This is a genomic window from Janthinobacterium breve (assembly GCF_051380895.1).
GTDB lineage: Bacteria > Pseudomonadota > Gammaproteobacteria > Burkholderiales > Burkholderiaceae_D > Janthinobacterium.
In genome coordinates this window covers 92,447-119,164 of sequence record NZ_JBNYXY010000007.1, presented here as the reverse complement: position 1 = coordinate 119,164, position 26,718 = coordinate 92,447, and the positions used below count along the sequence as shown (strand labels likewise).

Genomic DNA, 26,718 nt, shown 5'->3' with positions numbered 1-26,718 from the left:
CCATGCTGGCGCACGCGGCCCTGCCCGGCCTGGCGCTGCGGCTGCTGGCCTTGCTGGCGGGTGCGGGCGGCATGCTGGCCTTGCACCATTATCCGCTGGACCACGGCTGGCCCGGCCTGCTGTTTGCCGCCCTGCTGCCCGCCTATTTCCTGCTGCTGTGCTGGCGTCCCGCCTGCTGGCTGTTCTGCCTGCCCGCCTTGCTGCCCGTGTTGGACCTGGCGCCGTGGACGGGCTGGTTCTTCCTCGAAGAAATCGACGTGCTGCTGTTGCTGACGGTGGCTTGCGGCTATTGGCGCCTAGGCGGGCGGGCCCGGCCTGCAGCGGCGCAGCTTTCGCCCGCCGCCCGCGCCTGCCTGCTGCTGTGCAGCCTGGCCTGGCTGGCGGCGCTGCTGCGCGGCCTGCTTCCGCTGCCCCCCCTCGACGTGTATGCCTGGGACAATTATCTGAGCCCTTACAATAGCTTGCGGCTGGGCAAGGCCTGGGCCTGGAGCATGCTGCTGCTGCCGATGCTGCTGCGCGACGGCGACGCGTCCGCCCTGCGCCGCTACGCGCTGCCAGGCATGCTGGCCGGGCTGGCCATGGTGTCCCTGTTCGCGCTGTGGGAGCGGGCCGTGTTTCCCGGCCTGATGAACCTGTCCAGCGACTACCGCATCACGGCGCCGTTTTCCGCCATGCACACGGGCGGCGCCGCGCTGGACGGCTATCTGGCCCTGAGCCTGCCATTTGCGGGACTGTGGCTGGCGCGCGCGCGCAACCGCTGGCAGGCGGCGCTGGCCTTGCTGCTGCTGGCGCTGGCCCTGCACGCGGCATGTACCACTTTTTCACGTGGCCTATACGCGGCCCTGGCAGCGGCCATGCTGCTGGCCTTGTGGCAGATCCTGCGCACAGGCCACGGCGCGGCGCGGCGCCCGACGGGCCGGCGACCAATGGGAAAACTCTTGCTGAGGCTGCTGTTGGCCGGACTGGGCACCGTCCTGCTCGTGTCCATGTTCAGCGTGGCCGGCTACCGGGGCTTGCTCGCCGCCGTGGTCCTGCTGGCGGCCAGCTTCGTGTTGGCGGCGCGACCCTTGCCGTGGCGCCTGGCGCCGGCCAGCCTGCTGTGCGCGCTGTGCCTGCAGGGGCTGCTGGCCAGCTGGTGGCCGGAAGGGGCCGGCCACCAGGCCGCCGGCTGGCTGAAAGGCCCGTATTTCCTGTTCCTGCTGGCGGCCGCGCTGCTGGCGGCGATGCTATTGCCCGGCCCCCTCCGGCCGGGCGGCGCTGCCGGCAAAGGCCCTGCCAGGCTGAGCCTGGCGATGATGGCGTGGACCATGCTGGCGTGCAATCTCGTCTGGATAGGCTGGCACTGGGCGGGACCACCGGCCCTGGCGCCGGCCTGCCTGGTCGTGCTGCTGGCCATGCTGATGCTGTGCAATGGACGCTTGCGCCCGCCGTTATGGCGGCTGGACCGCGCCAGCCTGAGCATGGCGGGCGCGGCCGGCATCCTGTTGTTGCTGGCCATACCCGTCTCGGCCAGCTATTACGCCACCGAACGTTTCGCCACCACCGCCTTCGACATGCAAGGCCGCTTGCGCCATTGGCGGCAAGTGCTGGCCATGCAGCCATCCGATTGGGGCGATCAGCTGTTCGGCATGGGCCTGGGCAGCTTTCCCGCCACGTATTACTGGCACAATCCCGGGCGCGAGGTGCCGGCCAGCATCGCCTATGCGCAAGAAAAGGGCGCGTCTGGTAACTCCGGCAACACTTTTGTCCGCCTGGCCAGTCCCGGCTACAGCGCCGGTTACGGCGAACTGCTGCGGCTGCTGCAACGCCTGCCGGTGCAGCCGGCCACGCGCTACACGCTGGCGCTCGACGCGCGTAGAAGCGGCCCGATGCCCGTGCTGCTGGTGCGCCTGTGCCAGAGGCAATTACTATATGCACAAGGTTGCGTGAATATCCCCCTGCGCCTGCACCCTCCGCCACTTGGCAGTCCGGTGGCGGCGTGGCAGCACTATGCAGTGCCGTTCGACAGCGGATGGCTGGGCGCGGGCGCCTGGCTGCTGCGCCCGCCCGTGCAGCTGGAACTGGCGGCCAGCGGCACGGCCACCTCGTCCGTGATCGAGGTCGACAATCTGAGCCTGCGTGCGCCCGGCGGCGAGGAATTGATACTCAACGGAAGCTTTACGCAGGCAAATAATTACTGGTTTTTCAGCAGCGACCACCATCACCTGCCGTGGCATATCAAGAGCCTGGCGCTGCAGTTGCTGGTGGAAACGGGCTGGTGCGGCGCACTGTCCATGCTGGGCCTGCTGGCCCTGGCCGGCCTGCGCCTGTTGCGCCAGGCCGCGCGAGGCGACCAGGGCGCGCTGGCCTGGGCCGCCGCCCTGCTGGGTTTTCTCGTCGTCGGCCTGTTCGACAGCCTGCTCGACGTGCCGCGCATTGCCCTGTTGTGCTACCTGATGCTGCTGTGCGCGCTGCTGCAGCCCCCGCCACCCCCGCCACCTCGTCCAGCTGAAAGTGCGCCGCCATGAAAGCCCTGCCGTTGACATTCTCCTCCGCCCTGCTGTCCTGCCTTGCCCTGGCCAGCGCGCCCTGCCGTGCCGACGACGCCCTGACGCAAGTCATTGCGCGCATCAAACCGTCCATCGTCGGCGTGGGCAGCCTGCAAAAGACGCGCACGCCGCCCTTGAACTTCATCGGCACGGGCTTCGTGGCGGGCGACGGCTTGAGCGTGCTGACTTGCGCCCACGTGATCCAGAAACTGCTCGACGCCAATCCGGACGAAGTCATCGGCATTCTCACGGGCCAGGGCGAGACGGCGCAATTCCGTCAGGCCAAAGTGCAGGTGCTGGACACGGAACACGACCTGGCCTTGCTGCGCCTGGCGGGCGCGCCGCTGCCTGCCCTGGCGCTGGGCGACGCGGCCACGGTGCGCGAAGGCCAGGCCATGGCGTTTACGGGATTTCCTCTGGGAGCCTTGCTGGGCTTACATCACGTCACGCACCGCGCTACCGTGTCGTCGCTGACGCCGGTGGTCACGCCCAGCGACAATGCGCAGCGCCTCGACCCGCGGCGCCTGGCGCAACTAAAAAAAACACCGTACATCGTGTTCCAGCTGGATGCGACGGCATATCCGGGCAGCAGCGGCAGCCCCCTGTTCGATCCCGAGACCGGTCTCGTCTACGGCATCGTTAATATGGTGTATGTCAAAGGCTTGAAAGAGGCCGCCATCAGCGCACCCAGCGGCATCACGTATGCGATTCCGGGCAGCCACATGCAGGCGATCATGCTGAAAAATAAATGAGTGTCAGTTGCGCCCCTGCCTGAGCCGGTCGGTGATGCCGGGTTCATCCCATGTCGGAAAAAAAAAGGGGTAAAACGATCGTTCACCCCCATGCTGTTCCATCATGCCGCCGTACTTGCTGATCTGGGCCCCCATGTAATCGAGGTCCAGGCGCAGCAGCACGGCCGGCGCCCCCACGCGCGTACACTCTCGCTCGCCGCCAAAATCCTTGAAACCGAGCATGCGCTTGTAAAACACCACATGGCGTGGATTAACTTCAATCACGTAATCCGTAAAGCCATGAATATTGTGGGCATAGATATAAGAAATATGAATCAGCGCCGCAAACACGCGCTTGCTCACGCCCTTGTCGATGGCCAGGCGCGACGGTTCGCACAGGCGCCGGCCCTGCTCGCGCAGCACGTCGAGCTTGTCGCGGAAGTTTTCATCGGCGGGCAAGCCCGTCTCGTCATTGTCCAGGCACAAGGTCATGGTGCCGACGGTGGAGCCCGCCGTTTCCGCAAACAGGGTGATTTTATTCAGTGCATGCGCGATGCCGGGATCGACGGCATAGCCGCGCCAGCCGTACATCTTGCGGATCAGCAAACTGGCCGCTTCGCGCCGGCCACGCGAATTGGCCATGCGGATATGAAAACGCTGCAGGTCGAGCTCGTGCTCCATGGCCGGGTCGATCTGCCCCTCGCCCACTACCAGGTCACTGAAGGTGCCTGGCGTGTCGAAGGAAATAATGGGTTCATCTTGAAAGCTCATCTTGTCCTCACGTTCATCGGCCGCCGTCGAGACGGACTGAAGCCAATGCCTTGTGACAAGAAAAAAACCAGAAAAGTTCCCAACATCAGCTAAAAAAACAGAAGAAATTTATCTTTAGATAGCAAAAATGCACGCTGAAATTTGCCGAAAAGTACAAAAAGACAAATATATGTGCTGTTTTGACATTGCTGAGATCGCTACTAAAAGAAGCTCTCCGGTATCAACAGCACGTCGCCCGGCCGCATCATGACGTTGGCGGAAATATCGCCATGCTTGAGCAGGTCCTCCAGGCGCACGCCCAGCTGCTGCTGGCTGCCGTCGCGCATGCGGATGATGCTGGCCTTGTTGCCGGCGGCAAAGTCAGTGATGCCGCCGACGGCGATCAGCACGTCCATCAGCGACATGCCCAGCCGGTACGGCAGCGCCTGCGGCTTCGCCGCCTCGCCGATGACCCGGATCTGCTCGCCGTACGGGCCCGAGAAATTGGTGACAATCACCGTCACCACCGGTTGCTGGATGAACTTGCCCAGGGCTTGCTCGATGTCGCGCGCCAACTGGGTCGAGGTCTTGCCGCTGGCGGCCAGATCCTCCAACAGCGGCGTGGTGATCTTGCCGTCCGGCCGCACGGCCACCGTCAGCGACACTTCCGGATTGCGCCAGACAATGATGTTGACGGAGTCGCCAGGGCCGATCAGGTAATCGTGCATGGGCGCGCTGTCGTCGGCCGGCGCCAGCGGATAGCGTGTGCGGCAGCCCCCCCAGCAAGCTGGCGCTAGCCGCCAGTACCAGCGTGTGGCAGACAAATGCACGGCGAAACGGATTCATGCGGGACCTCTTCGAGTCGATGACGCGTCCATGGCCGGCCCCGCAGAACCAGCCTGGGCCGCGAACTTCCTATGATTATTAAAACCCGGCAAGTGAACCTTGAGGCGTATCAAGAAGCAATCATCTTGGGAAATCTTGCTCGACAGGCGCCCTATACTTTGCTTACTCAACAGGCAAGCATTTCTTGCAAGACGCCGTTGTCCGCGCCGCCCAGCCATCGACCGTGCAGCACCGTCACCAGAAGGAAGCGACATGGAGCAATTGATACAGCAACTGCTTTCCAGCCTGAAAGGCATCTGGAAGTACCGCTGGCATGCGGTGCTGGTGGCGTGGCTGGTGGCGATAGTCGGCTTCATCAAGGTGATCACCCTGCCCGACGACTTCCAGACGTCGGCGCGCGTGTTTGTCGATACGCAAACCATCCTCAAGCCGCTCTTGGCCGGCATGACCAGCGTGCCGAACACGGAACAACAGGTGGCCATCATGAGCCGCACCCTGCTCAGCCGCCCGAACGTGGAGCGCGTCATGCGCATGGTCGATCTCGACCTCGATTCGAAGACCGTGGGCGAACACGAAGCCCGGCTCGATGAGCTGATGAGCCGCATCAAGATCACCGGCACCAACGCCTACGACATCTACACCATCAGCTACAGCGGGCGCGACCCGAAGCTGGTGCGCGACGTGGTGCAAAGCCTGCTGACCATCTTTGTCGAAGGCAGTTTCCAGGGCAAGAAGGGCGATTCGCAGAAAGCCGTGCAATTCATCGACGAGCAGATCAAGAATTACGAGGACAAGCTGAGCGCGGCGGAAAACCTGGTGAAGGAATTCAAGATCCGCAACAACCTGCTGCTGCCGCGCCAGGGCATCGACTATGGCAGCCAGCTGCTGATGTCATCCGATAGCCTGAACAATGCCAAGCTGGAACTGGTCGAGGCGGAACAATCGCGCAAGGCCATCCTGAGCCAGATCGAGGGCGACGAGCCCGTACTCGACCTGGAGCCGAACGCGGCGGCCATCACGAATCCGGAACTCGACGAGCGCATCGCCTCACTCAACAAGAACCTCGACAGCCTGCGCATGCAATTTACGGAGTTGCATCCCGACATCATCGCCTCGAAGCGCCTCATTGCCCAACTGGAAGAGCGCAAGATCGAGGAAAGCAAGCTGAAAACGGCATCCGGCGACCCGGGCAAGAACTACAGCCCCATGCTGCAGCAACTGAAGGTGGCGCTGACGGACGCGGACGCCAAGGTGGCCGCCATCCGCGCCCGCGTGCAGGAATACAACGCGCGCAATGAGCGCCTGCTGGCGCAAAGCAATGCCGTGCCCGAGGTGGAATCGCAGCTGGCGCAACTGAACCGCGACTACATCATCAACAAGGAAAACTATGAAAAGCTGATCGGCCGGCGCGAAGCGGCCAAGCTGTCGGGCGAACTCAGTTCCACCACCGAGATGATGGCCTTCAAGATCATCGACCCGCCCACGGTGCAATATGCGCCCGTCGGCCCGAACCGTCCGCTGCTGTTCAGCGCGGCGCTGGGCGCGGGCCTGGTGGCCGGCATCGCCACGGCCCTCTTGATCAGCCAGGTGCGCCCCACCTTCCTCAGCCCCGCCGAACTTCGCGATGCCACGGGCTTGAACGTGCTGGGCACGGTATCGATGAACTGGACGCCGCTGCAGCAGGTGCGCCGCCGCCGCGCCCGCTATGGCTTTGCCGGCTGCCTGGGCAGCCTGTTCGTGCTGTACGGCGGGGTCATGACGGCTGCGCTGCTCAAATTCTAGACCACGCCACGGGAGCGACGATGACCAGCAAGGAGCGCAGCAGCAAGGACAGCGGCAGGCAGGAACCCCTCATCCTGGGCGTCGCCGAAGCCCCCGCGCCGTACGCAGCGGACAGCGCGAATGACACCGACGGCGCGGACACCCTGGCGGCGGCCGGCAACCCCCAGTACCGGCCCCTGAACCTGGCCCGGCTATCGGAGCAAGGCATGCTCACGCAGGAAGGCGGACGCAGTTCGGTGGCCGAAGATTTCCGCATCATCAAGCGCCCGCTGCTGCGCCAGGCGCGCGCCAGCGGCGCCGAGGCCATCCGCCACGGCAACCTGATCGTCGTCACCAGCGCCATGCCCGGCGAAGGCAAGACGTATTGCGCCGTCAACCTGGCCATGAGCATCGCCATGGAAATGGATATCACGGTGCTGCTGGTCGATGCCGACGTGGCGCGCCCGTCCGTGCTGAAAGTGCTGGGCCTGTCGCCTGAGCCGGGGCTGATGGACGTACTGCTCGACCCGCAGCTGGCCATGGCGGACGTGATCCTGAAAACCAATGTGGCCAATCTGCGCATCCTGCCCGCCGGGCGCAGCAACAAGCATGCGACGGAATTGCTGGCCAGCCGGGCCATGAGCAGGCTGCTGGCCGAGATCGCCAGCCGCTACGCCGACCGCGTCGTCGTCTTCGACTCGCCACCGCTGCTGATCACCAGCGAAGCGCACGCGCTGGTGGGACAGATGGGCCAGGTGGTGATGGTGGTCGAGGCAGAAACGACGACCCAGCACGCCGTCAAGGAAGCGCTGCGCCAGATCGACTCGTGCGAACACATACATTTGATCTACAACAAGACCAAATCGTTCCCCGGCAACGACTACTACGGCTATGGCTATTACGACTAGCCGCCGGGTTTCGCTGCCGCCGTTGCTGCCTTTGCTATCTTTGCTGCTGCCCCTGCCGGCCTTTGCTGTCGACTGGCTGGTGAAACCCTCGCTGCGCCTGCGCGAGAGCTATACGGACAATGCGCTGCGCGCGCCGCCCGGCAAGGCGCAATCGGACTTCATCACGGAAATCGCGCCCGCCATCGCCCTCATCGGCACAGGCCCGCGCCTGCGCGTGAACCTCGATTACAGCTGGCACAAATTCCTCTCGGGGCAGCGCGGCAATAGCGATAATCACGATTTGCGCGCCTCGGCCGACGCCGAACTGGTGCAGGACTGGTTCTTCATCGATGCGGACGCCAGTGTGAGCCGGCGCAACATCTCGCCGTTCGGCCCGCAACTGATAGACGAGCTGCCCGACACGGACAATACCAGCACGGTGCACACCACCGGCATCAGCCCCTACCTGCGCCACCGCTTCCGCGGCCTGGCCACGGCCGAACTGCGCTACACGCGCAATACGGTAGCCAGCGGCGAATTGCTGTCAGTACACAGCGATGAAGTGGAATTGCTGCTCAGCGGCGAGCCGCGCGGCAATGGCTGGACCTGGAACGCCAGTCACGACGTGCGCCGCACGCAGGACAGCAAGCTGGCGCCCGTGCGCATGCAGCGCAGCAGCGTGGGCCTGCGCTATCCGTTCGGCAGAAAATGGGCGGCCACGGCCAGCGGCGGCACGGAAAAGGAAGGCTATCTATCGAGCACCGGCAAGGCGCCCGAAGGCCGCTTCTGGTCGCTGGGTGGCGTGTGGACGCCGTCGCCGCGCACCAGCGTGGCCTTCAGTACGGGCAAGCGCTTTTTTGGCAACACTTACAGCCTGGATGCCACATTCCTGCAGCGCCATACCAACTGGCAACTGAGCTACAGCGAAAACATCACCACCCTGCCCACGCAGTTTTCGCGCCTGGGCGACCGCGACGCGGGCCAGCTGCTCGATCAACTATGGAGTGGCATCTTTCCCAATGCGCGCGACAGGCGCTTGCGCATCGCTGCCTTCCTGCGCTACGCCAACAAGCTGGGGCCGGAACGGGGCGCCATCAATTACTTCAGCCACCGCTATTTCCTGCAAAAACAGCTGCAGCTGACGATGGCGCGCGCCACGGCGAAAAGCACGATGGTCGTCGGCGTCACGGCCGTCGACCGCACGGCGCAAACGGCCAGCGGCATCGAGAGCGCCTTGCTGCCTGGCATGGAGTTCGGCAGCGAAGACCGCACGCGCCAGGTCAGCAGCAACCTGGGCTGGAGCTGGCAAACCAGTTCGCGCACCAGCATGAATGTCAATGCCGGCTACGCCAGCGTGCGCTCGCTGAGCGTGCCCCGGCGCGACAACAACATCACCGTGACGGCGGGCTACACGCGCATCCTGCAGCCGAACATGACGGCCAGCATCGACGTGCGGCACATGCGGCACACCAGCAACCAGGGCGGCGACTACCGCGAAAACGGCGTCAGCGCCACGCTCACCATGCAATTCTAAGGAGGCCGCAGCATGTCCAGCATGTCCCATCCTTCGCTTCCGTCCGGTGCGCCGGCGCACCTGCTGTGCGTGGTCGCCGCGCGCCCCAACCTCATGAAAATGGCCCCCATCCTGGCCGCCCTGGCCCGCCAGGCGCCTGATGTGCGCGTGACATTACTGCATACTGGGCAACATTACGACACGGCCATGAACGCCCAGCTGTTTGCCGATCTGGAACTGCGCGCGCCCGACATCGCCCTCGACGTCGGCTCCGGCAATCACGCGCAGCAGACGGCCGAAATCATGCGCCGCTTCGATGCCGTACTCGATGCCCATCCGGCGCTGGCGCCCGATTGCGTGCTGGTGGTGGGTGACGTCAATTCCACCCTGGCTTGCGCACTGGTGGCGGCCAAGCGCGGCACGCCCGTGATCCACGTCGAGGCGGGACTGCGCAGCGGCGACCGGCGCATGCCCGAGGAAATCAACCGTGTGCTGACGGATCAGTTGGCCAGCCTGCTGCTGACGAGCGAGGAAGGCGCGCGCGCCAACCTGCTGCGCGAAGGCATCGCCCCCGAGCTCATCCACTTCACGGGCAATGTCATGATCGACAGCCTGCGGCAGCAGCTGCCGCGCGCCGTAAAGCCCGCCACCACCCTGCGCGCCCACGGCCACGCTTGCCCGCCCGCCTACGGCCTGTTGACCCTGCACCGGCCATCGAACGTGGATGACGCGCTGCAGCTGGAAGCGCTGCTGCAGGCGCTGGGGCAACTGTCATGCCAGCTGCCGCTGCTGTTTCCCATCCACCCGCGTACCTTGGCCGGCCTGCGCCTGGCGGGCCTGGAAGCATTGCTGGCGCGGCAGGACATCGTCTGCCTGCCGCCGCTGGGCTACCTGGAAATGCTGGGCCTGATGCAGGAGGCGCGCCTGGTACTGACCGATTCGGGCGGCATCCAGGAAGAAAGCACGGCCCTGGGCGTGCCCTGCCTGACCCTGCGCGACAATACGGAGCGGCCCGTCACCGTCAGCGACGGCACGAATACCCTGGCCGGTACGGACCCGGCCGCCATCCTGGCGCTGGCGCTTGCCATCCTGGAGACGGGCGGCAAGCGGGGCCGCATTCCGCCCCTGTGGGATGGCCATGCAGCCACGCGCATCGCCGCCGTGATCGCGCCCTGGCTGGCGGCGCGCCGGGGCGCGACATGACGGCACCCGTGATTTTACGCAATGCCCTGACCATCGACGTGGAAGATTATTTCCAGGTGTCCGCCTTCGCGCCGCACATCGCGCGCGCCGACTGGCCCCGCCTGGAATGCCGGATCGAGGCGAACATCGAGCGCATCCTGTTGCTGCTGGAAGAGCGCCGCATCCACGCCACCTTTTTTACATTAGGCTGGATCGCCGAGCGCTATCCGGCCATGCTGCGCCGCGTGGCCGGCGCCGGGCATGAAGTGGCCAGCCACGGCTATGCGCACCTGCGCGCCTGCGAACAGTCGGCTGCGCAGTTCACCGACGATGTGCGCCACAGCAAGACCATCCTGGAGCAATTGACGGGGCTGGCCGTGCACGGCTACCGGGCGCCCAGCTTTTCCATCGGCACGGCCAATCTGTGGGCCTTCGACGTGCTGCAGGAGGCGGGCTACCGCTACAGTTCCAGCATCTACCCGATCCGCCACGACCACTACGGCATGCCCGAGTCTCCCCGCTTCGCCTGGCGTCCGCGGGGGCCGCAAGGCGTGCTGGAACTGCCCGTCAGCACCGTGCGCCTGCGCGGACGCAACGTGCCGGCCGGCGGCGGCGGCTATTTTCGCTTGATGCCGTATGCACTGTCGCGCTGGCTTTTGCGACGCATCAATTCGCGCGACGGGCAAGCTGGCATATTCTATTTTCATCCCTGGGAACTCGATCCCGGCCAGCCGCGCCCGCCCGGCCTGAGCGCGAAGACGCGCTTTCGCCACTACTTGAACCTGGGGCGCATGGAAGCGCGGCTGGCGCGCCTGACGGGCGATTTCTCCTGGGACCGCATGGACCGTATTTTTCTGGAAGGCACATGATGCACGAGGCCAGCCTTGCTCCCGACCAAGCGCCGTCCAGCGCCGCCATTGCCGTGCGTTCGCTGCAGGCGCATGAACATGCGCGCTGGGATGCCTTTGTCGAGGCGTGTCCCGAGTCCACCTTCTTTCACCGCGCCGGCTGGCAAACCATCATGCAACAAGGTTTCCGCCATGACAGCCATTTCCTGTACGCGGAACAAGACGGGCGCATCGCCGGCGTGCTGCCGCTGGCCCATCTGCGCAGCCGTCTGTTCGGCTCGTCCCTCGTCTCGCTGCCGTTTTGCGTGTATGGCGGCATCGCCGGCGGCAGCGCGGCCGTCCGACTGGCCCTCGACGGCGCCGCGCAGGCGCTGGCGCGGCGCCTCGGCGTGGGGCACCTGGAATACCGCTGGCGCGAGGTGGAGGACAATGCGTCGGACAATGCGCAGCAGAGCGCGGCTGCGTGCTGGCTGCAAAAACCCCTGTACGCAACCTTCCGCCGTCCCCTGCACCCGGATGCCGAACAGAATCTGCTGGCGATACCGCGCAAGCAGCGCGCCGTCGTGCGCAAGGCCATGGCGGCCGGCCTGCACAGCGCCGTCGAGCATGACCTCGAACGTTTCTACCCGATCTACGCGGCCAGCGTGCACCGGCTGGGCACGCCCGTCTTCGCGCGCCGCCATTTTGCCCTGCTGCGCACGGTCTTCGGCACCGATTGCGACATCCTCACCGTGTATCACGGCCAGCAGGCGCAGGCCAGTGTGCTGCTATTTTATTTCCGCGATGAAGTGCTGCCGTATTACGGCGGCGGCACGCCGCTGGCGCGCAGCACGGGAGCCAACGACTTCATGTACTGGGAAGCGATGCGCCGCGCCTGCGCACGCGGCTGCCGCCTGTTCGATTTCGGCCGCAGCAAGCTGGGCACGGGCGCCTACGACTTCAAGAAAAACTGGGGTTTTACGCCGCAGCCCCTGCCGTATGCCTACCAGCTGGTGCGCGCCACGGCCTTGCCGGAAGTCAACCCGCTCAATCCCAAGTACGCCCTGTTCATCCGCGTCTGGCGCCGCCTGCCGCTGCCGCTGGCCAACCTGCTGGGGCCGCATATCGTGCGGCAACTGGGCTAACCATGCATGAGCTTCTATTCCTCGCCCACCGCCTGCCGTATCCGCCCAACAAGGGCGACAAGATACGCTCGTGGCACATGCTGCAGTACCTGAGCCGGCATTTCCGCGTGCACCTCGCTTGTTTCATCGACGATGACGACGACTGGCAACATGCGAAAACCGTGGCCGCCCTGTGCGCCAGCACGCGCTTCATCGACTTGCGGCGCGGCCCGGCCCGCTGGCGCGCCATGCAGGCGCTGCTGTCGCGGCAAGCCATGAGCGTGCATTACTACCGCGATGCGCGCCTGCTGCAATGGGTCGATGGCCTGCTATCGGGCGGCAAGGTGCGCCACGCGCTGGCCTTTTCCGGGCCCATGGCGCAATACATCGACGGCAGCGCAGGCCGCGCCCTGCACCGCGTGATCGATTTCGTCGATGTCGATTCCGACAAATGGCGCCAGTACGGCGACAGCAAGCCCTGGCCCATGTCGCTGCTGTACCGACGCGAAGCGCAGCTGCTGCTGCAGTACGAGCGCCATATCGCCCAGCAGTTCACGGCCGCCAGCTTCGTCTCGCCGGCCGAAGCGGCCCTGTTCCGCCAGTGCGCGCCGATGGCGCGGCGCAAGACGGGCCATGTGAATAATGGCGTCGACACGGCGTATTTCACGCCCATGCCGGCCCAGCCCGGCGTGTATCCACCGGGCCTGCAGGCGCTGGTGTTTACGGGCGCCATGGATTACTGGCCGAACATCGACGCCGTGCAATGGTTCGTGCGCCACGTCTGGCCCGCGCTGCGGCGCCAGTTTCCCCAGTTGCAGTTCTATATCGTCGGCAGCGCGCCCGTGCCCGCCGTGACGGCGCTGGCCAAGGTGGCCGGCGTGGTGGTGACGGGCAAGGTGCCCGACATCCGGCCTTACCTGGCCGGCGCGGCGCTGGCCGTGGCGCCCCTGCGCATCGCCCGCGGCGTGCAAAACAAGGTGCTCGAAGCGATGGCGATGGGCAAAATCGTGCTGGCCACGCCGCAGGCGCTGGAAGGCATCATCGCCCAGCCTGGCCTGGAACTGCTGCTGGCGCGCGACGACGCCGAATTCATCCACCATGCCGCGCGCGTGCTGCGCAACGCCCAGGGCGGCGCGGCCGAAGGGAGCGGTGCGGCCATCGGTGCGGCGGCGCGCCAACTGGTCTTGCAGGATTACGACTGGGAACGCAATCTGCGCAGCCTGGGCACCATGCTGGGCCTGCCTGCCGAGGAGGAGACGGCCGGCAGCGGCGTCGCCGCGCCGACGCAGCCCGTGGGGGAGATATCCACATGAGCCTCTTGCTCGACCAGGCGGCACGCTTGCCGGATGCGGCCGTCCTGCCGCATGGCGAATACCGGCGCCATGCCGCCCTGCTGCTGGCCCTGGCCGCCATCGTGCTGCTGTACCACGCCACTTTCTGGTCGATGGTGGAATTATGGGCCCGCTCGCAGACGTTCGCGCACGGTTTCCTGATCGTTCCCATCAGTTGCTGGCTGGCCTGGCGCCAGCGTGCCCGCCTGGCCGCGCTGGCGCCCCAGCCGTCGCGGCCAGGCTTGCTGCTGCTGGGGGCGCTGGGCCTGGCCTGGCTGCTGGCCGACGCCGCCAACGTGCCCGTGGTGGAACAATATGCAGCCACGGCCATGCTGCCCGCCTGCGTGCTGGCCATCCTCGGCTGGCCGGCCGTGCGCCTGCTGGCTTTTCCACTGGCGTACCTGTTTCTCGCCGTACCGTTTGGCGAAGTCTTTCTGGAACCCCTGATCGACTTCACGGCCGCCTTCACGGTGACCGCGCTGCAATGGACGGGCGTGCCCGTGTTTCGCGATGGCAGCAATTTTTCGCTGCCTACCGGTAACTGGTCGGTGGTGGAAGCGTGCAGCGGCTTGCGCTACCTGATTGCCGCGCTGGCCCTGGGCGCCCTGTACGCCCATGTGCACTTCCACAGCATGGGGCGGCGCCTGGCCGTCATGGTCGCCGCCCTGCTGGTGCCCATCCTGGCCAATGGCGTGCGCGCCTACCTGATCGTGATGCTGGGTCACCTGAGCAATATGCGCCTGGCCGTGGGCGTCGACCACCTGATCTATGGCTGGCTGTTCTTCGGCGTGGTGGTGCTACTGCTGTTCTGGCTGGCCGCGCGCTGGAGCGAATTGCCACTGGCGCGCGCCGCGCCATCCGCCGCCCGGCCCGGCGCCAGCGTCGCTGCGGCCAGCCCGTACGCCGTCGTGCGCGCCAGCGTGGCCTGCCTGCTGCTGGCATCGCTGTGGCCCGCGCTGGCGCTGGCCAGCCACCGTCACGACGGCGCCGCAATGCCAGCGACCGTGCTGGCCTTGCCCGATCCAGCCACCTGGCAGCGCCTGCACGATGTTGCACCAGCCTGGCAAGCGCCAACTGCGGGCGCGCCAGCGCGGTTTGGCGCCACGTATGCGCACCAGGGGGGCGACGGCGCGCCGGTGGGCTTGCAGCTGCACTGGTATGCGCGCCAGGCACGCGATGCCGAACTGCTGACGCACCAGGCCATGCCGTATGGCGCGCGCTGGATGCCGCTGGCGCAGCGCGTGCAGCATGTCAGCGTGGCCGGCGGCGCCCTGGACGTGCGCGAAAGCGTGCTGGGCCACGGCGGCGAACGCCTGCTGGTGTGGCGCGTCTACCGCCAGGGCGGCATCCTCACGGCCCGGCCCGTGCTGGTAAAACTGCTGCTGGCGCAAGCCAAGCTGCTGGGCAGGCGCCAGGATGGCGCCGACCTTATCGTCTTTGCCGCCTACGACGAGCTGGCGCCGCCACCGCGCGCGCGCCTGCAAGCCTTCCTGCAGGCGGCGCTGCCCGTCATCGAACGACGCTTGCAGGAGTTGCCGCATGACCCTTGACCTCGACACGGGCGGCACGCGGGAGGCCAGCAGCGCCCCGCTGATCGTGCACGTGATCCATCAGCTCGACGTGGGCGGGCTGGAAAACGGCCTGGTGAACCTGATCAACCATTTGCCGCCGGAACGCTACCGGCACGCCATCATCTGCCTGAAGAACGCCACCGCGTTCCGCCAGCGCCTGACCACGCCCGGTGTCGATATCATCAGCCTGGGCAAGCGCGAGGGCAAGGACTGGCGCCACTACCTGCACCTGTACCGCGTGCTGAAACAGCTGCGCCCGGCACTCGTGCATACGCGCAACCTGGGCTGCCTCGAAGCGCAACTGCTGGCCTGCTTGGCCGGCGTGCGTCTGCGCGTGCATGGCGAACACGGGCGCGACATGAGCGACTTGTACGGCACCCGCCGTAAATACCGGCTGCTGCGCAAATGCATGCTACCCCTGGTGCAGCACTTCATCGCCGTCAGCGCCGACCTGGGAGAATGGCTGGTGGACGCCATCGGCGCGGCGCCCGCGCAGGTATCGCACATCGGCAATGGCGTCGACAGCGTGCAATTCCATCCGCGCCTGGGGCCGCCGGCCGCCGTAGGGCCGCCCGGCTTCCTGTGCAACGGTACCTTCGTCATCGGCAGCGTGGGCCGCATGGCGGCCGTCAAGGACCATGCCGCGCTGGTGCAAGCGTTCCTGCTGCTGCTGGCGCAGCCGGGCGCCCGCGCGCGCCTGCGCCTGATCATCGTGGGCGACGGACCGTGCCGCCAAACCTGTTTGACCCTGCTGCAGCAGGCCGGCGTGGCCCATCTTGCCTGGCTGCCGGGCGCGCGCGACGACGTGGCGCAGCTGCTGCGCGCCATGGATCTGTTCGTGCTGCCCTCGCTGGCCGAAGGCAGCTCGAACACCATCCTCGAAGCGATGGCGACGGGGCTGCCCATCGTGGCCACGCAGGTGGGCGGCAACGCGGAACTGGTGCAGTCGGGCTGGAGCGGCACCCTGGTGCCGTCCGGTTCGCCCGAGATGCTGGCCGACGCCATGCTCGACTACTACAGCATGCCCGAACTGGGCCCCCGCCACGGCGCGCGCGGGCGGCGCCAGGTGCTGGCCGAGCACAGCCTGCCCGCCATGGCCGGCGCCTACCTGGCCGTGTACGACCGCCTGACGGGCGCGCGCCAGCCCTCTCCCCTGTCCACCACTCCCTGAAAGGCCTCCCATGTGCGGCATCAGCGGCATCTTTGATTTGCAGGGCCAGCGCGACATCGACGTGCTGCTGCTGGCGCGCATGAACCACAGCCTGCGCCAGCGGGGGCCGGACGAAGGGGGGCTGCACCGCGAACCGGGACTGGGCCTGGCGCACCGGCGCTTGTCCGTGATCGACCTGGCCAGCGGCCAGCAGCCGCTGTTCAACGCCGACCGCAGCATCGCCATCGTCTTCAATGGCGAAATCTACAATTACCGCAGCCTGATGGCCGAACTGCGCCAGTTCGGCCATCAGTTCCGCACCAGCAGCGACACGGAAGTCATCGTCCACGCCTGGGAACAATGGGGAGAACACTGCGTGCGGCACCTGCGCGGCATGTTCGCCTTCGCCCTGTGGGACCGCCGGCGCCATCTGCTGTTCCTGGCGCGCGACCGCCTGGGCGTGAAACCCCTGTATTACGGCGAGGCGCAGGATGGCACCCTGCTGTTCGGCTCCGAACTCAAAGCCCTGCTCACGCATCCGGCCATGCCGCACGTGCTCGACCCGCTGGCCGTGGAAGAGTATTTCGCCTACGGCTACGTGCCCGAGCCGCGCAGCATCTTCCAGCACGCGCGCAAGCTGCCGCCCGGGCATACCCTCTGCATCCGCGCGGGCCAGCCGCTGCCCGCGCCGCAGTCGTACTGGGACATTCCATTCACGCCGAATGCGCCTGCCAGCGAGGCGCAGGCGGCCGACGAACTGCTGGCGCGCCTGCGCGAAGCGGTGCGCATCCGCATGGTGGCCGAAGTGCCGCTGGGGGCCTTCTTGTCGGGCGGCGTCGATTCCAGCGCCGTCGTGGCGCTGATGGCCGGCGCCAGCGCCACGCCCGTCAACACCTGCTCCATCTCGTTCGGCGACCCGGCGTACAACGAGGCGCGCTACGCCGACCTGGTGGCGCGCCGCTACGCCACGGCGCACCATGCGCGCCAGGTGGAGCAGGACGACTTCGATCTGATCGACCTGCTGGCCAATCTGTACGACGAACCGTTCGCCGACAGTTCCGCCATGCCCACCTACCGCGTCTGCCAGCTGGCGCGCCAGCGCGTCACGGTGGCCCTGTCGGGCGACGGCGGCGATGAAAGCCTGGCCGGCTACCGGCGCTACCGCCTGCACACGCGCGAAGAAAAAGTGCGCAAGGCGATGGACCCCTTGCTGCCGGCCGGCCTGCGCCAGTCGCTGTTCGGCACCCTAGGGCGGCTGTACCCGAAGGCCGATTGGGCGCCCCGCTTCCTGCGCGCCAAGACCACCTTCGAAGGCCTGGCGCGCGACACGACGGACGCGTATTTTCACGGCGTCAGCCTGCTGGGCGACGCCATGCGCGCCCGCCTGTTCAGCCCGGAATTGCGGCGCAGCCTGCACGGCTACCGCGCCGTGGAAGTGCTGCGACGGCACGCGCTGGCCAGTCCCGCGCAAGACCCGCTGTCGCAGGTGCAGTACCTGGACTTGAAAACCTACCTGCCCGGCGACATCCTGACCAAGGTGGACCGGGCCAGCATGGCGCATGCGCTGGAAGTGCGTTCGCCCCTGCTCGACCATGAACTGGTGGCGTGGATGTCCGGCCTGCCGCCGCAATTCAAGCTGCGGCGCGGTGTAGGCAAGTACCTGCTGAAAAAAGCCCTGCGCCCGCTGCTGCCGGACACGCTGCTGTACCGCCAGAAAATGGGCTTTTCGGTGCCGCTGGCCGACTGGCTGCGCGGCCCGCTGCGCCAGCGCCTGCAACAGCGCCTGCTGGGTCCCACCCTGGCGCAGTGCGGCCTGTTCGACATGGACTACGTGCGCCTGCTGCTCGATCAACATGCGAGCGGACGGCGCGACTACAGCGCGCCCCTGTGGTCGCTGCTGATGTTCGAAGCATTCCTGCGCCAGGTGCTGCCCGTCGACGGCCGCAAGGCGCCGGTACCGGCGCCGGCCATGGCAATGGAGTGAATCCATGCGCATCTTGCACATCCTCGACCATTCGCTGCCCCTGCACAGCGGCTACACCTTTCGCACCCTGGCGATCCTGCGGCAACAGCGCGCACTGGGCTGGCACACCATGCAGCTCACCAGTGCCAAGCAGGGGCCGGCCGATGGCGCGCAGCAGCTGGTCGACGGCTGGCATTTCTACCGCACGGCGCCGAATGCACGTTGGTGGGCGCGCCTGCCCGTGCTGCGGCAAGTGGCCGTCATCATCGGCCTGGCTGTGCGCCTGCGCCGGCTGGCGCAGCGGCTCCAGCCGGACATCCTGCATGCGCACTCGCCCGCCCTGAACGCCATCGCCGCCCTCAACGCAGGGCGCGCGCTGGGCATCCCCGTCGTGTATGAAGTGCGCGCCTTCTGGGAAGACGCGGCCGCCGACCATGGCAGCAGCCGGCCCGGCGGCTTGCGCTACCGGCTCACGCGCGCGCTGGAAAGCTATGCGCTGCGCCGCGCCGACGCCGTCACCACCATCTGCGACGGCTTGCGGCGCGAGCTGTGCGCGCGCGGCGTGCCCGCGCATAAAATCACGGTGATCCCGAACGCCGTCGACGCTGGGGCCTTCGATGCCGTTCCAGATCCCGCGCTGGCGCACAGCCTGGGCCTGGATGGCTGTCCTGTCATCGGCTTCATCGGCTCTTTCTATGCCTACGAGGGACTGGCCCTGCTGCTGCGCGCCATGCCGCGCCTGCTGGCTGCGCAGCCGGCGCTGCGGCTGCTGCTGGCCGGCGGCGGCCCGCAGGAAACGGCGCTGCACACGCTGGCGGCGCAATTGGGTGTCCAAAGCGCCGTGGTCTTCGCGGGGCGCGTGCCGCATGCGCAGGTGGCCGCGTATTATCAGCTGGTCGACATCTGCGTGTATCCGCGCCTGCCGATGCGCCTGACGGAGCTGGTGACGCCCTTGAAACCGCTCGAAGCGATGGCGCAGGGCCGCCTGGTGGTGGCGTCCGACGTGGGCGGCCACCGCGAACTGGTCGAGCATGGCAAGACGGGCATGCTGTTTCGCGCCGGCGACGCCGAGGCGCTGGCGCAGGCCATCCTGTTACTGCTGCTGGCGCCCGCCAGCTGGCCGGCGCTGCGGCGCCAGGCGCGCGCGTTTGTCGAGACGGAGCGCAGCTGGAGCGCTAGCGTGGGCCGCTACGCGCCCGTGTATGCGCGTGTGGCGGCGGCACGCATGGCGGCGGGAGCCGCGCCATGATCTTCACGGGCCTGCGCATCGCGCTGGTCGGCCCGCTGCCGCCGCCGGCCGGCGGCATGGCCAATCAAACGCAGCAACTGGCGCGCAAGCTGCGCGACGACGGCGCACAAGTACAGCTGCTGGCCGTCAACGGCCCCGTGCTGCCGCCCTGGCTGGCGCGCCTCCGCTACCTGCGCGCCGCGCTGCGCCTGCCCGTGTTCATGTGGCGCCTGTGGCGCACGGCCAATACGGTCGACCTGTTCCACATCATGGCCAATTCCGGCTGGTCCTGGCATCTGCACGCGGCGCCGGCATTGTGGATCGCCAGCCTGAAAGGCAAGCCGGCCCTGCTCAATTACCGGGGCGGCGAGGCGGCAGCCTTTTTGGCCCGCTCGCCGCGCCTGGTGGCGTTCAGCCTGCGCCGCGCCAGCGCCATCGTCGTGCCTTCGGCCTACCTGGCCCGCATCTTCGAGCAGCATGGCCATACGGCCCACATCGTGCCGAACGTGGTGGACTTGCAGCGCTTTGCGCCGGCGCCGCCGCGCGCGCCCGCCGATGGTCCATGCATCCTCGTGGCGCGCCACCTGGAACACCTGTACGACAACGCCAGCGCCGTGCGCGCCTTTGCCCTCGTGCGACTAAGCTATCCCACGGCGCGCCTGGTGCTGGCAGGTGGCGGGCCGCAGCGCGCGGCGCTGGCGCGCCTGGCCAGGTCGCTCGGCGTTCTGGACTGCGTGCGCTTCGCCGGCCCTGTCGACAACGCCGCCATGCCGGCCCTGTACCAGGCCAGCGACATCGTCCTCAATCCCAGCCTGGCCGACAACATGCCCATTTCCGTGCTCGAAGCGCTGGCCTGCGGCGTGCCGGTCGTCAGCACCAACGTGGGCGGCATCCCCGCCCTGCTGCAAGACGGCGTGACGGCGCTGCTGGTGCCGCCCGGCGAGCCGGCCGCCATGGCGCACGCCATCCTGGCGCTGCTGCGCGACCCGCCGCGCGCGCAGGCGCTGGTAGCCGCGGGCCTGGCGCACGCCGCCGCTTTCGGCTGGCCCGGCATCGCGCCCGGCCTGGCCGCGCATTACCGCCGCATCCGCGCCGCGCCGCGCCCCGGCGCCTACACGCGCTGCGTGGCGCGCTGGCTGTTCCCCCTGCATGAATGGCTCAAGGGCCACCACAGCGCGCGCCTGCTGCGCCGGCTGGAACGCTCGCAGTGGTGGAGCGCGCAGCAGCTGCAGCAGTGGCAGCTGGCGCGCCTGCGCGCGCTGCTGCGCCACGCGGGCGAGCACGTGCCGCATTACCGCGCGCTGTTCGCCCGCAGCGGCTTCGACCCGGAACAGGTGCGGCAACTGTCTGATCTATCGCGCCTGCCGCTGCTGCGCAAGCGCGATATTGCCGGCGCGCGCGACAGTTTCAAGTCCGCCCGCGCCGTGGGCTTGCGCCCGTTCGCCACGGGCGGCTCCAGCGGCGAGCCGCTGCAGTTTTTCCTCGGCCGGCGCAGGATCAGCCACGACATCGCCGCCAAGTGGCGCGCCACGCGCTGGTGGGGCGTCGACATCGGCGACCGCGAAGCCGTGCTATGGGGCTCGCCCATCGAGCTGCAGGCGCAGGACCGGCTGCGCCGCCTGCGCGATGCGCTGTTGCGCACCACCCTGCTGCCCGCCTTTGCCATGTCGCCCGCGCGCCTCGATGGCTATGTCCAGCAGCTGCGCCGCTGGCGTCCGCGCATGCTGTTCGGCTACCCGTCGGCCCTGTGTCGCATCGCCAGCCATGCCAGCGCGCGCGACTTGCCGCTCGACGGCCTGGGCGTGAAAGTGGCGTTCGTCACGGCCGAACGCCTGTACGACGAGCAGCGCGCGCAGATCGCCGCCGCCTTCGGCTGCCCCGTGGCCAACGGCTACGGCGGGCGCGACGCGGGCTTCATCGCCCACGAATGCCCGGAAGGCGGCATGCACATCACGGCCGAAGACGTCATTGTGGAAATCGTCGATGGCCAGGGCCAGCCGCTGCCCGTCGGCGCCACAGGCGAGATCGTCGTCACCCACCTGGCCACGCGTGACTATCCGTTCATCCGCTACGCCACGGGCGACGTGGGCGCGCTGGGCACGCAAGCGTGCGCCTGCGGACGCGGTTTGCCCCTGCTGCAAAAGATCGAAGGCCGCAGCACGGATTTCCTCACGGCGGTCGATGGCACCGTCATGCACGGCCTGGCGCTCGTCTACATCGTGCGCGAACTGCCGCAGGTGCGCAGCTTCAAGATCATCCAGGAAAGCCTGCAGCGCACGCGCGTGCTGCTGGTCTGCCTGGCGCACCTGGACGACGCCACCCGCACTGCCATCGTGACGGGCTTTCAGGCCAGGCTGGGGGCGCAGGTCGACATCGCCATCGAGGAAGTCGACGAGATCGCGGCGGAGGCGTCGGGCAAGTACCGCTATGTGGTGAGTGCGGTGGCGTAGGCGGGTTGCACGAGGAATGAAATCCGCCCGAGCGGCGGCTTAGCTGCCAAGGTCCCAGAGGGAGGGTATATGCCAAAATGGCATGTACTCGTGCCAACCTGCGAAGAATGAGAAGACTGCATGGATTGCCGGCGATGAGGCAAAGGCTAACAATACATACCAGGCGAACTCACTGCGTTGCATGCGCAACGCCAGCGGAGGAAGTACAAGTGTCACGACAGCCGGGACGCCATAGTAGAGCGGCCATGGAAGGCCGGAGGTCGCAGCGAATTTGGCAAAGCACATGCCGCCAACGACGACGAGGAAAGCAATGCCACCAGTGAGGCCGGCTGCCGGCATCACCGGCCTGGCGCGTAAAGTCCAGCGCAAGATGCCGATGAATACGAGCAATGAGGCTGCAATAAAGACTAAGAAACGTAGCGGTGGCAAGTTGATTCCTTAAAGTATGTGTCCGTTCATGCCTGCTTCTGGTCGGCTGGCGTCATTCAGTCAATGCCATTGGGGCCTCGCGCAGTATGAACCTGCTCGCCAGCTTGTTCCAGCGGGCAGCCCGCCCTTGAAGAAATAATAGCTGTCCGTATTCATCCATATTGGATTCCCGATGCGTCAAGCGTAGCCATTGTTCATAAAATGCGTCAAATTCGTCCTGATTCAGTTGCGGTAAAAACTGATCTGAATAATCGAAGAGCGCAAGGAACTCGGTGTTGAACTGCAACGATATCGAGGACAATGGTGCAATGCCAAGCAAACCCATTAGCAACTCCAATTCGTCGTCACTAGCGAGTCTCACCGCGAAAAGCTCGTCACGGGCCGCTGCATCCAGGGCCTCAAGCGACAACGACGCGCTTGCACTTGCAACGTTTGAGGATGCGAATATATAGCTTTGCATTACCGTCTGCACGCCAATTGAGTGATATCTGCCTCCCGTATCTTGCTTAGTATCTTGCTTAATCACTTGCAGTGGGCTCGCCGTCAACAAGAGCAATTTCGCCTGCGAAGCAATATCCGAATGAATGCACGGTACGGATCGGGATATCAACGCCGGTCTGGCTGACGATTTTTGCCCGCAAGCGACGCACCAGTGAATCGAGCGAGCGGCCGCTATGGTAGTCATCGCGCTGATACAGCTTCGTCAGTATCGTCTTTTTCTGTACCGGCAGACCAGGCTTGCTTGCCAGCAATTCGAGAAACATTAGTTCCTTCAGGCTGAGTGCGACCTGCACATCCTGGGCAAGACGCAATTCCCATTGCGTAGCAAAAATAGTCCACCGATCCGGCACGTCGGGCACCTCTACGGTGGTTTTCCGTACGCGCTGCGCGATACTGCCAATCACCGCAGACAGTTCGCGGCAGTCCACCGGCTTGACCAGATACTGGTCTGCGCCAGAGTGATAACCTTTGAGCTTATCTTCTATCGCACTGCGGGCGGTCAGGATAATGATGCCCATATTGCTATTGGCGCGCACATATTCGGCCAGTACATAGCCCTCCTGATCCGGCAAGCCGACATCGATCACGGCTATCTGACAATCGCATTTTGGCAAAGCCTGATAAAACTCAGCCGCGTTGCGCACGGCGATGATCTGCATGCCATTCAGTTCGAGCCATTCCACCACGCTATCGCGCAAATCTTCATCATCTTCTACCAATAACACTCTAATTTTTGATGGCACCGCTTTGCGCCTCCTCTACAGGCAATGGTAAGGTGATAGTCGCTGAAGTGCCTCCTTCAGGACGGTTAACCAGAAGGATGCTGCCTGCATGTTGCGCAATGATACGCTGTACCAGATACAGGCCGATGCCGCTGCCGGCGACAAAACCGGTGCGACTGCCACGGAAATACTTGCCATAGACCAGAGACAGTTCATGCTCTGGAATGCCGCTGCCATTATCGTCTACTGTGAGCAGCAATACGCCATCGTTTTTCCTCAACCGGACATTGACCATCCCTTGTTTAGGCCCATATTTGATCGCATTATCGAGTACATTCAAGAATGCCGTCTTCAGCAACTTGCGGTCGCCATGAAAGACGATGGGTTTCGTATACTGGAACTCCAGCCGTGGTGCACGCTCACGCCAGAAATCGGAGGCTTCTTCGATAACACTGCGCAGAAAATCCGGCATGAAGATCGCTTCGCTGACGATATCAGCTTTCCCGTCACTATTTTGATCCCTCTGCAGTGCGGTTTCTGCCACTTCAACCAGTCGCAATACGGCGCGCTGCATTTTTTCGAGGTTGGAACCGAAATGCTGAGCGCCGCTGCGTTCCTTATTTTGCAAAATATCCAGATTCGTCCGGATGACAGCCAATGGTGTACGGTATTCGTGTGAAAACATTTCCACGAATCGAGTCTGGTTTTCCAGCGCTTCCTGTTTGGATTCCAATGACAGCAGCAATTGATGTTTGATACGCTCAAAATACAGCAGCAGCAATGCCGGGAAAAATAGCAGGGTTCCCGCCAAAGGTACCAGGTAGACAACCACTATATTCATCTGTGACATCAACGCGGCATTCAATCCGGCCGGTTGATACAGTAAAACGGCGATGCGCAAGCCATGCGCCGTCATCAACATCACCAGACCGACAATCGCCATTTCTCGCGCATAGCCAGGCTTGCCAGATGCAGTTTCCGGATGTCGTGCCAGTAGCGTTTGCAAACACAGTACAAACACCAGAATCAGGCTGGCACTGCTGAGACAGGCACGGGCGGAAAACTCCGCCTTGTTTTCTATTAAGAAAAAATACGCACATGCAAACAAGGCGACAAGAAAATAAGCCCAGCGGCCTATTTTTTTCCCAAAGAATGCCCTCAATCCGACCCACACAACGATACAGCCAGCAAACAAGGCGACATTTCCCGCCATTAATAACAAGCCTGGCGGGCGGAACGCATTCAGTATGATAATCGTCATGCCAACAGCGGTCAGCACACCGGACATGGCCCACAGCCGCGTATAGCGTTCCGTGGGCGCGGCAAAATAGACGCCAATCATCGTTGCCGAAATACATAACTGTGTCACGGATAATGCAATGCTGGCTGTTTGATGATCCATGGCTACAGTTTATTCGGCTAGCGTAAGTGAGGGCTGCCGGTCAAACGCACCAGCTTAATGTGCAAAAAACATTTCCAAGAAACCAGTATTTTGCCTATCTTACCAGATCGGCAATGAGCAAAAATCAGAAACCCTTGCTCGCCACCAGCCAGGCGCGCACCGACGACGGCTTGGCCAACAATGACGGGGCCGCCCCCAGGCGTGTTGCCACCGACATGCTCGCGCGCCACTGGTCAGGGCCGGTCCAGTTCAGGCCGATACCGGCACCCGACAAGGTCGCGCTGTTCTCTGCCTTGGTCCAGGGCTGGCGGTTGACTTTGACATACGCACTGTCCATAAACGCCAGCACCTGCCAGGCCCCGAACGGCAGCGTTCCCATATCATGGCGCATTTCCACGGTGCCGACATAGCCGCTGTCGCCGGACATGGCGCCGATGTCATAGGCGCGGACCGTATAGGGACCACCAGCCGTCATCTTTTCAGCGGAGTCCAGATTGCCGTCCGCCCATTGCCCACTCAAGTTAAAGTACAGCGAGTCGCGCGGCGTCAGCCCCTGCAGACGGGCAATATTGGCATTCCACTTGGAAAATCCCCCACGCGTGCGTGCGGTAGCGGCATCCGATGCCTCAGCAGACGGGTTATCAAAACCGCCACGTCCGCTGGTCCAGCCCAGGCTTGCCATGCTCATGCCACCAGCCAGCAGATTGTCGCGCAGGTCACCGTTCACGCTGACGATCCAGTTATCCAGATGCCGGTCGGTGCGCAGGCTGCTGACATCGATATGATCGCGCAGGTTTTTAGCATCGTATTGCAATTGGGCATAAACGTTGTATCGTTTGGTGCGCAGCAAGGGATGTTTCGCCCACAGGCTGGCCACCGTGGCCGTGCCATTGGCGTCGAGCGCACTGGCGGTGCTGCCCAGCTTGTAATGCAATGCCGAGTAAGCCCCGCCGGCCCTCGTCCCCTGGCCGTTGAGCAAGGTGTCATAGGCGACCCGGCCATAATTCATGCCTTCACCCGTGCTGATGATGTTGGCGCTCAGAATATCGCCATGATGAAACGGATTGACGATATTAAAGTTACCGCTCAGGCGCATGCGCCCGATATAGCGGTTACCGTAGTTGTCCAGCGACACATTCGCCAGGGCCAGGCGGTTGTAACGCGTCTCGACATCCATGTCGGCAGTGCCAACCGCCGAGCCTGGTTTAAGGACCGCGTTCACGCGCACGCCCGGTACATCGGACAACAACAGCAAGGCACGATCAAGTTCCGCATCGGCAATCAATTGCCCACCACTGAGCGGAACCAGGCTGGCCTGGAGCAAAGCGTCGCTGACTTCGCTGCGGTTGTTTAGCTGGACTTTGCCGTAGTGTGCCTCGATGACCTGGATGATGATGACGCCGCCGGTGATCGTCTGCACCGGAATGATGGCCCGCGTCATCGGAAATCCATGGCCCTGGTAGTACGCCGTGATGCGCCCTGCCAATTCCTCGAGTTGCGGCAAGGTCAGACTTTTACCTTCCTGATCGGCGACCAGCGCATGCAGCGTCTGTGTGGGAAAAGCGGTATTGCCAGTGATACGCAGCGCGGTCACGAGTATCGGTTGCGACGGCGGCAAGCTGGCATCGCTTTTCGGTTTGAGCTCCAGGGTTGGCGCATTCGGCTTCGCCACAGCCGGAATTGCCGGTTGCAATTGTTGCAAAATCGACCCGGCATTGGGCGTCGTTTGCGGGTCGGCGGCATAGGCATCGAGTGGCACCAGCAACAAGGCGGCGTACAAGGGCTTCAGCAAGAAGGACTGCTTGGAGTTGGTGGTCATGTA

General features: G+C 65.0%; 21 protein-coding genes. 14 read left to right on the top strand and 7 right to left on the bottom strand.

Translation table 11 applies throughout. The features are described 5' to 3' along the window. Nucleotides 1-2 precede the first annotated feature (2 nt). Both ACQ4W0_RS14990 and ACQ4W0_RS14985 read left to right on the top strand, forming a co-directional pair. Complete coding sequence (locus ACQ4W0_RS14990; RefSeq protein ID WP_436577437.1) at nucleotides 3-2,507, top strand: hypothetical protein; 2,505 nt, start codon at nucleotides 3-5, stop codon at nucleotides 2,505-2,507. Beyond that, nucleotides 2,504-3,280 (top strand): S1 family peptidase, encoded by a 777-nt coding sequence (locus ACQ4W0_RS14985; protein WP_436577436.1) that lies wholly within the window; start codon nucleotides 2,504-2,506, stop codon nucleotides 3,278-3,280. The genes ACQ4W0_RS14990 and ACQ4W0_RS14985 overlap by 4 nt, the downstream gene beginning before the upstream one ends. 3 nt (nucleotides 3,281-3,283) lie before the next feature. Here the strand turns inward: ACQ4W0_RS14985 and ACQ4W0_RS14980 are convergent, their stop codons facing one another. Both ACQ4W0_RS14980 and ACQ4W0_RS14975 read right to left on the bottom strand, forming a co-directional pair. Further along, entirely contained in the window at nucleotides 3,284-4,030 is a 747-nt protein-coding gene (locus tag ACQ4W0_RS14980) for an N-acyl amino acid synthase FeeM domain-containing protein (protein ID WP_436577435.1), read from the bottom strand. A 200-nt stretch (nucleotides 4,031-4,230) separates the two neighbouring features. Continuing rightward, nucleotides 4,231-4,764, bottom strand: coding sequence for an XrtA/PEP-CTERM system exopolysaccharide export protein (locus ACQ4W0_RS14975; RefSeq protein WP_436577705.1), 534 nt, complete (start codon nucleotides 4,762-4,764; stop codon nucleotides 4,231-4,233). Between the two features lie 343 nt (nucleotides 4,765-5,107). Here ACQ4W0_RS14975 and ACQ4W0_RS14970 point away from each other — a divergent pair, with 343 nt between their 5' ends. From ACQ4W0_RS14970 to ACQ4W0_RS14915, 12 genes are read left to right on the top strand one after another with little or no spacing between them, the layout of a single operon-like run. Then, nucleotides 5,108-6,637, top strand: a complete 1,530-nt coding sequence (locus tag ACQ4W0_RS14970; protein ID WP_436577434.1) for an XrtA system polysaccharide chain length determinant — start codon at nucleotides 5,108-5,110, stop codon at nucleotides 6,635-6,637. 20 nt (nucleotides 6,638-6,657) lie between these two features. Beyond that, a complete protein-coding gene (locus tag ACQ4W0_RS14965; protein ID WP_436577433.1) occupies nucleotides 6,658-7,524 on the top strand; it encodes an XrtA-associated tyrosine autokinase in 867 nt (288 codons plus the stop codon). Beyond that, the gene (locus ACQ4W0_RS14960; protein WP_436577432.1) at nucleotides 7,508-9,037 is read left to right on the top strand and encodes a TIGR03016 family PEP-CTERM system-associated outer membrane protein; all 1,530 of its coding nucleotides are present in this window, start codon (nucleotides 7,508-7,510) and stop codon (nucleotides 9,035-9,037) included. The genes ACQ4W0_RS14965 and ACQ4W0_RS14960 overlap by 17 nt, the downstream gene beginning before the upstream one ends. A gap of 21 nt (nucleotides 9,038-9,058) precedes the next feature. Then, entirely contained in the window at nucleotides 9,059-10,219 is a 1,161-nt protein-coding gene (gene wecB / locus ACQ4W0_RS14955) for a non-hydrolyzing UDP-N-acetylglucosamine 2-epimerase (protein WP_436577704.1), read from the top strand. Beyond that, nucleotides 10,216-11,067 carry an XrtA system polysaccharide deacetylase gene (locus ACQ4W0_RS14950; RefSeq protein ID WP_436577431.1) on the top strand — a complete coding sequence of 284 codons (852 nt, stop codon included), beginning with the start codon at nucleotides 10,216-10,218 and terminating at the stop codon, nucleotides 11,065-11,067. The genes wecB and ACQ4W0_RS14950 overlap by 4 nt, the downstream gene beginning before the upstream one ends. Beyond that, complete coding sequence (locus ACQ4W0_RS14945; protein ID WP_436577703.1) at nucleotides 11,067-12,170, top strand: FemAB family XrtA/PEP-CTERM system-associated protein; 1,104 nt, start codon at nucleotides 11,067-11,069, stop codon at nucleotides 12,168-12,170. Before ACQ4W0_RS14950 ends, ACQ4W0_RS14945 begins: the two co-directional genes overlap by 1 nt. Before the next feature lie 2 nt (nucleotides 12,171-12,172). Continuing rightward, the gene (locus ACQ4W0_RS14940) at nucleotides 12,173-13,462 is read left to right on the top strand and encodes a TIGR03087 family PEP-CTERM/XrtA system glycosyltransferase (protein WP_436577430.1); all 1,290 of its coding nucleotides are present in this window, start codon (nucleotides 12,173-12,175) and stop codon (nucleotides 13,460-13,462) included. Beyond that, nucleotides 13,459-15,030, top strand: coding sequence for an exosortase A (gene xrtA, locus ACQ4W0_RS14935; protein ID WP_436577429.1), 1,572 nt, complete (start codon nucleotides 13,459-13,461; stop codon nucleotides 15,028-15,030). Before ACQ4W0_RS14940 ends, xrtA begins: the two co-directional genes overlap by 4 nt. Then, nucleotides 15,020-16,222, top strand: coding sequence for a TIGR03088 family PEP-CTERM/XrtA system glycosyltransferase (locus ACQ4W0_RS14930; protein ID WP_436577428.1), 1,203 nt, complete (start codon nucleotides 15,020-15,022; stop codon nucleotides 16,220-16,222). The genes xrtA and ACQ4W0_RS14930 overlap by 11 nt, the downstream gene beginning before the upstream one ends. A 10-nt stretch (nucleotides 16,223-16,232) precedes the next feature. Further along, entirely contained in the window at nucleotides 16,233-18,185 is a 1,953-nt protein-coding gene (locus tag ACQ4W0_RS14925) for an XrtA/PEP-CTERM system amidotransferase (protein WP_436577427.1), read from the top strand. A 4-nt stretch (nucleotides 18,186-18,189) separates the two neighbouring features. Next, nucleotides 18,190-19,413: a TIGR04063 family PEP-CTERM/XrtA system glycosyltransferase gene (locus ACQ4W0_RS14920; protein ID WP_436577426.1), complete on the top strand. Its 1,224-nt coding sequence runs from the start codon at nucleotides 18,190-18,192 to the stop codon at nucleotides 19,411-19,413. Beyond that, a complete protein-coding gene (locus ACQ4W0_RS14915; protein ID WP_436577425.1) occupies nucleotides 19,410-21,842 on the top strand; it encodes a glycosyltransferase in 2,433 nt (810 codons plus the stop codon). The genes ACQ4W0_RS14920 and ACQ4W0_RS14915 overlap by 4 nt, the downstream gene beginning before the upstream one ends. A 39-nt stretch (nucleotides 21,843-21,881) precedes the next feature. Here the strand turns inward: ACQ4W0_RS14915 and ACQ4W0_RS14910 are convergent, their stop codons facing one another. From ACQ4W0_RS14910 to ACQ4W0_RS14890, 5 genes are all read right to left on the bottom strand, one after another. Continuing rightward, complete coding sequence (locus ACQ4W0_RS14910) at nucleotides 21,882-22,271, bottom strand: hypothetical protein (RefSeq protein ID WP_436577424.1); 390 nt, start codon at nucleotides 22,269-22,271, stop codon at nucleotides 21,882-21,884. Between the two features lie 52 nt (nucleotides 22,272-22,323). Continuing rightward, nucleotides 22,324-22,731, bottom strand: coding sequence for a hypothetical protein (locus ACQ4W0_RS14905; protein WP_436577423.1), 408 nt, complete (start codon nucleotides 22,729-22,731; stop codon nucleotides 22,324-22,326). Between the two features lie 58 nt (nucleotides 22,732-22,789). After that, entirely contained in the window at nucleotides 22,790-23,491 is a 702-nt protein-coding gene (locus tag ACQ4W0_RS14900) for a response regulator transcription factor (RefSeq protein ID WP_436577422.1), read from the bottom strand. 7 nt (nucleotides 23,492-23,498) lie between these two features. Further along, nucleotides 23,499-24,896 (bottom strand): sensor histidine kinase, encoded by a 1,398-nt coding sequence (locus ACQ4W0_RS14895; RefSeq protein ID WP_436577421.1) that lies wholly within the window; start codon nucleotides 24,894-24,896, stop codon nucleotides 23,499-23,501. 124 nt (nucleotides 24,897-25,020) lie between these two features. Next, complete coding sequence (locus tag ACQ4W0_RS14890; protein WP_436577420.1) at nucleotides 25,021-26,715, bottom strand: ShlB/FhaC/HecB family hemolysin secretion/activation protein; 1,695 nt, start codon at nucleotides 26,713-26,715, stop codon at nucleotides 25,021-25,023. Between the last annotated feature and the right edge of the window lie 3 nt (nucleotides 26,716-26,718).

Excerpts from the sequence above, each read along its gene's own strand:
- ACQ4W0_RS14990 (WP_436577437.1), top strand. The coding sequence starts at position 3 with ATGCTGGCGCACGCGGCCCTGCCCGGCCTGGCGCTGCGGCTGCTGGCC.
- ACQ4W0_RS14985 (WP_436577436.1), top strand. The coding sequence starts at position 2,504 with ATGAAAGCCCTGCCGTTGACATTCTCCTCCGCCCTGCTGTCCTGCCTT.
- ACQ4W0_RS14980 (WP_436577435.1), bottom strand. The coding sequence starts at position 4,030 with ATGAGCTTTCAAGATGAACCCATTATTTCCTTCGACACGCCAGGCACC.
- ACQ4W0_RS14970 (WP_436577434.1), top strand. The coding sequence starts at position 5,108 with ATGGAGCAATTGATACAGCAACTGCTTTCCAGCCTGAAAGGCATCTGG.
- ACQ4W0_RS14965 (WP_436577433.1), top strand. The coding sequence starts at position 6,658 with ATGACCAGCAAGGAGCGCAGCAGCAAGGACAGCGGCAGGCAGGAACCC.
- ACQ4W0_RS14960 (WP_436577432.1), top strand. The coding sequence starts at position 7,508 with ATGGCTATTACGACTAGCCGCCGGGTTTCGCTGCCGCCGTTGCTGCCT.
- wecB (WP_436577704.1), top strand. The coding sequence starts at position 9,059 with ATGTCCCATCCTTCGCTTCCGTCCGGTGCGCCGGCGCACCTGCTGTGC.
- ACQ4W0_RS14950 (WP_436577431.1), top strand. The coding sequence starts at position 10,216 with ATGACGGCACCCGTGATTTTACGCAATGCCCTGACCATCGACGTGGAA.
- ACQ4W0_RS14945 (WP_436577703.1), top strand. The coding sequence starts at position 11,067 with ATGCACGAGGCCAGCCTTGCTCCCGACCAAGCGCCGTCCAGCGCCGCC.
- ACQ4W0_RS14940 (WP_436577430.1), top strand. The coding sequence starts at position 12,173 with ATGCATGAGCTTCTATTCCTCGCCCACCGCCTGCCGTATCCGCCCAAC.
- xrtA (WP_436577429.1), top strand. The coding sequence starts at position 13,459 with ATGAGCCTCTTGCTCGACCAGGCGGCACGCTTGCCGGATGCGGCCGTC.
- ACQ4W0_RS14930 (WP_436577428.1), top strand. The coding sequence starts at position 15,020 with ATGACCCTTGACCTCGACACGGGCGGCACGCGGGAGGCCAGCAGCGCC.
- ACQ4W0_RS14925 (WP_436577427.1), top strand. The coding sequence starts at position 16,233 with ATGTGCGGCATCAGCGGCATCTTTGATTTGCAGGGCCAGCGCGACATC.
- ACQ4W0_RS14920 (WP_436577426.1), top strand. The coding sequence starts at position 18,190 with ATGCGCATCTTGCACATCCTCGACCATTCGCTGCCCCTGCACAGCGGC.
- ACQ4W0_RS14915 (WP_436577425.1), top strand. The coding sequence starts at position 19,410 with ATGATCTTCACGGGCCTGCGCATCGCGCTGGTCGGCCCGCTGCCGCCG.
- ACQ4W0_RS14905 (WP_436577423.1), bottom strand. The coding sequence starts at position 22,731 with ATGCAAAGCTATATATTCGCATCCTCAAACGTTGCAAGTGCAAGCGCG.
- ACQ4W0_RS14895 (WP_436577421.1), bottom strand. The coding sequence starts at position 24,896 with ATGGATCATCAAACAGCCAGCATTGCATTATCCGTGACACAGTTATGT.
- ACQ4W0_RS14890 (WP_436577420.1), bottom strand. The coding sequence starts at position 26,715 with ATGACCACCAACTCCAAGCAGTCCTTCTTGCTGAAGCCCTTGTACGCC.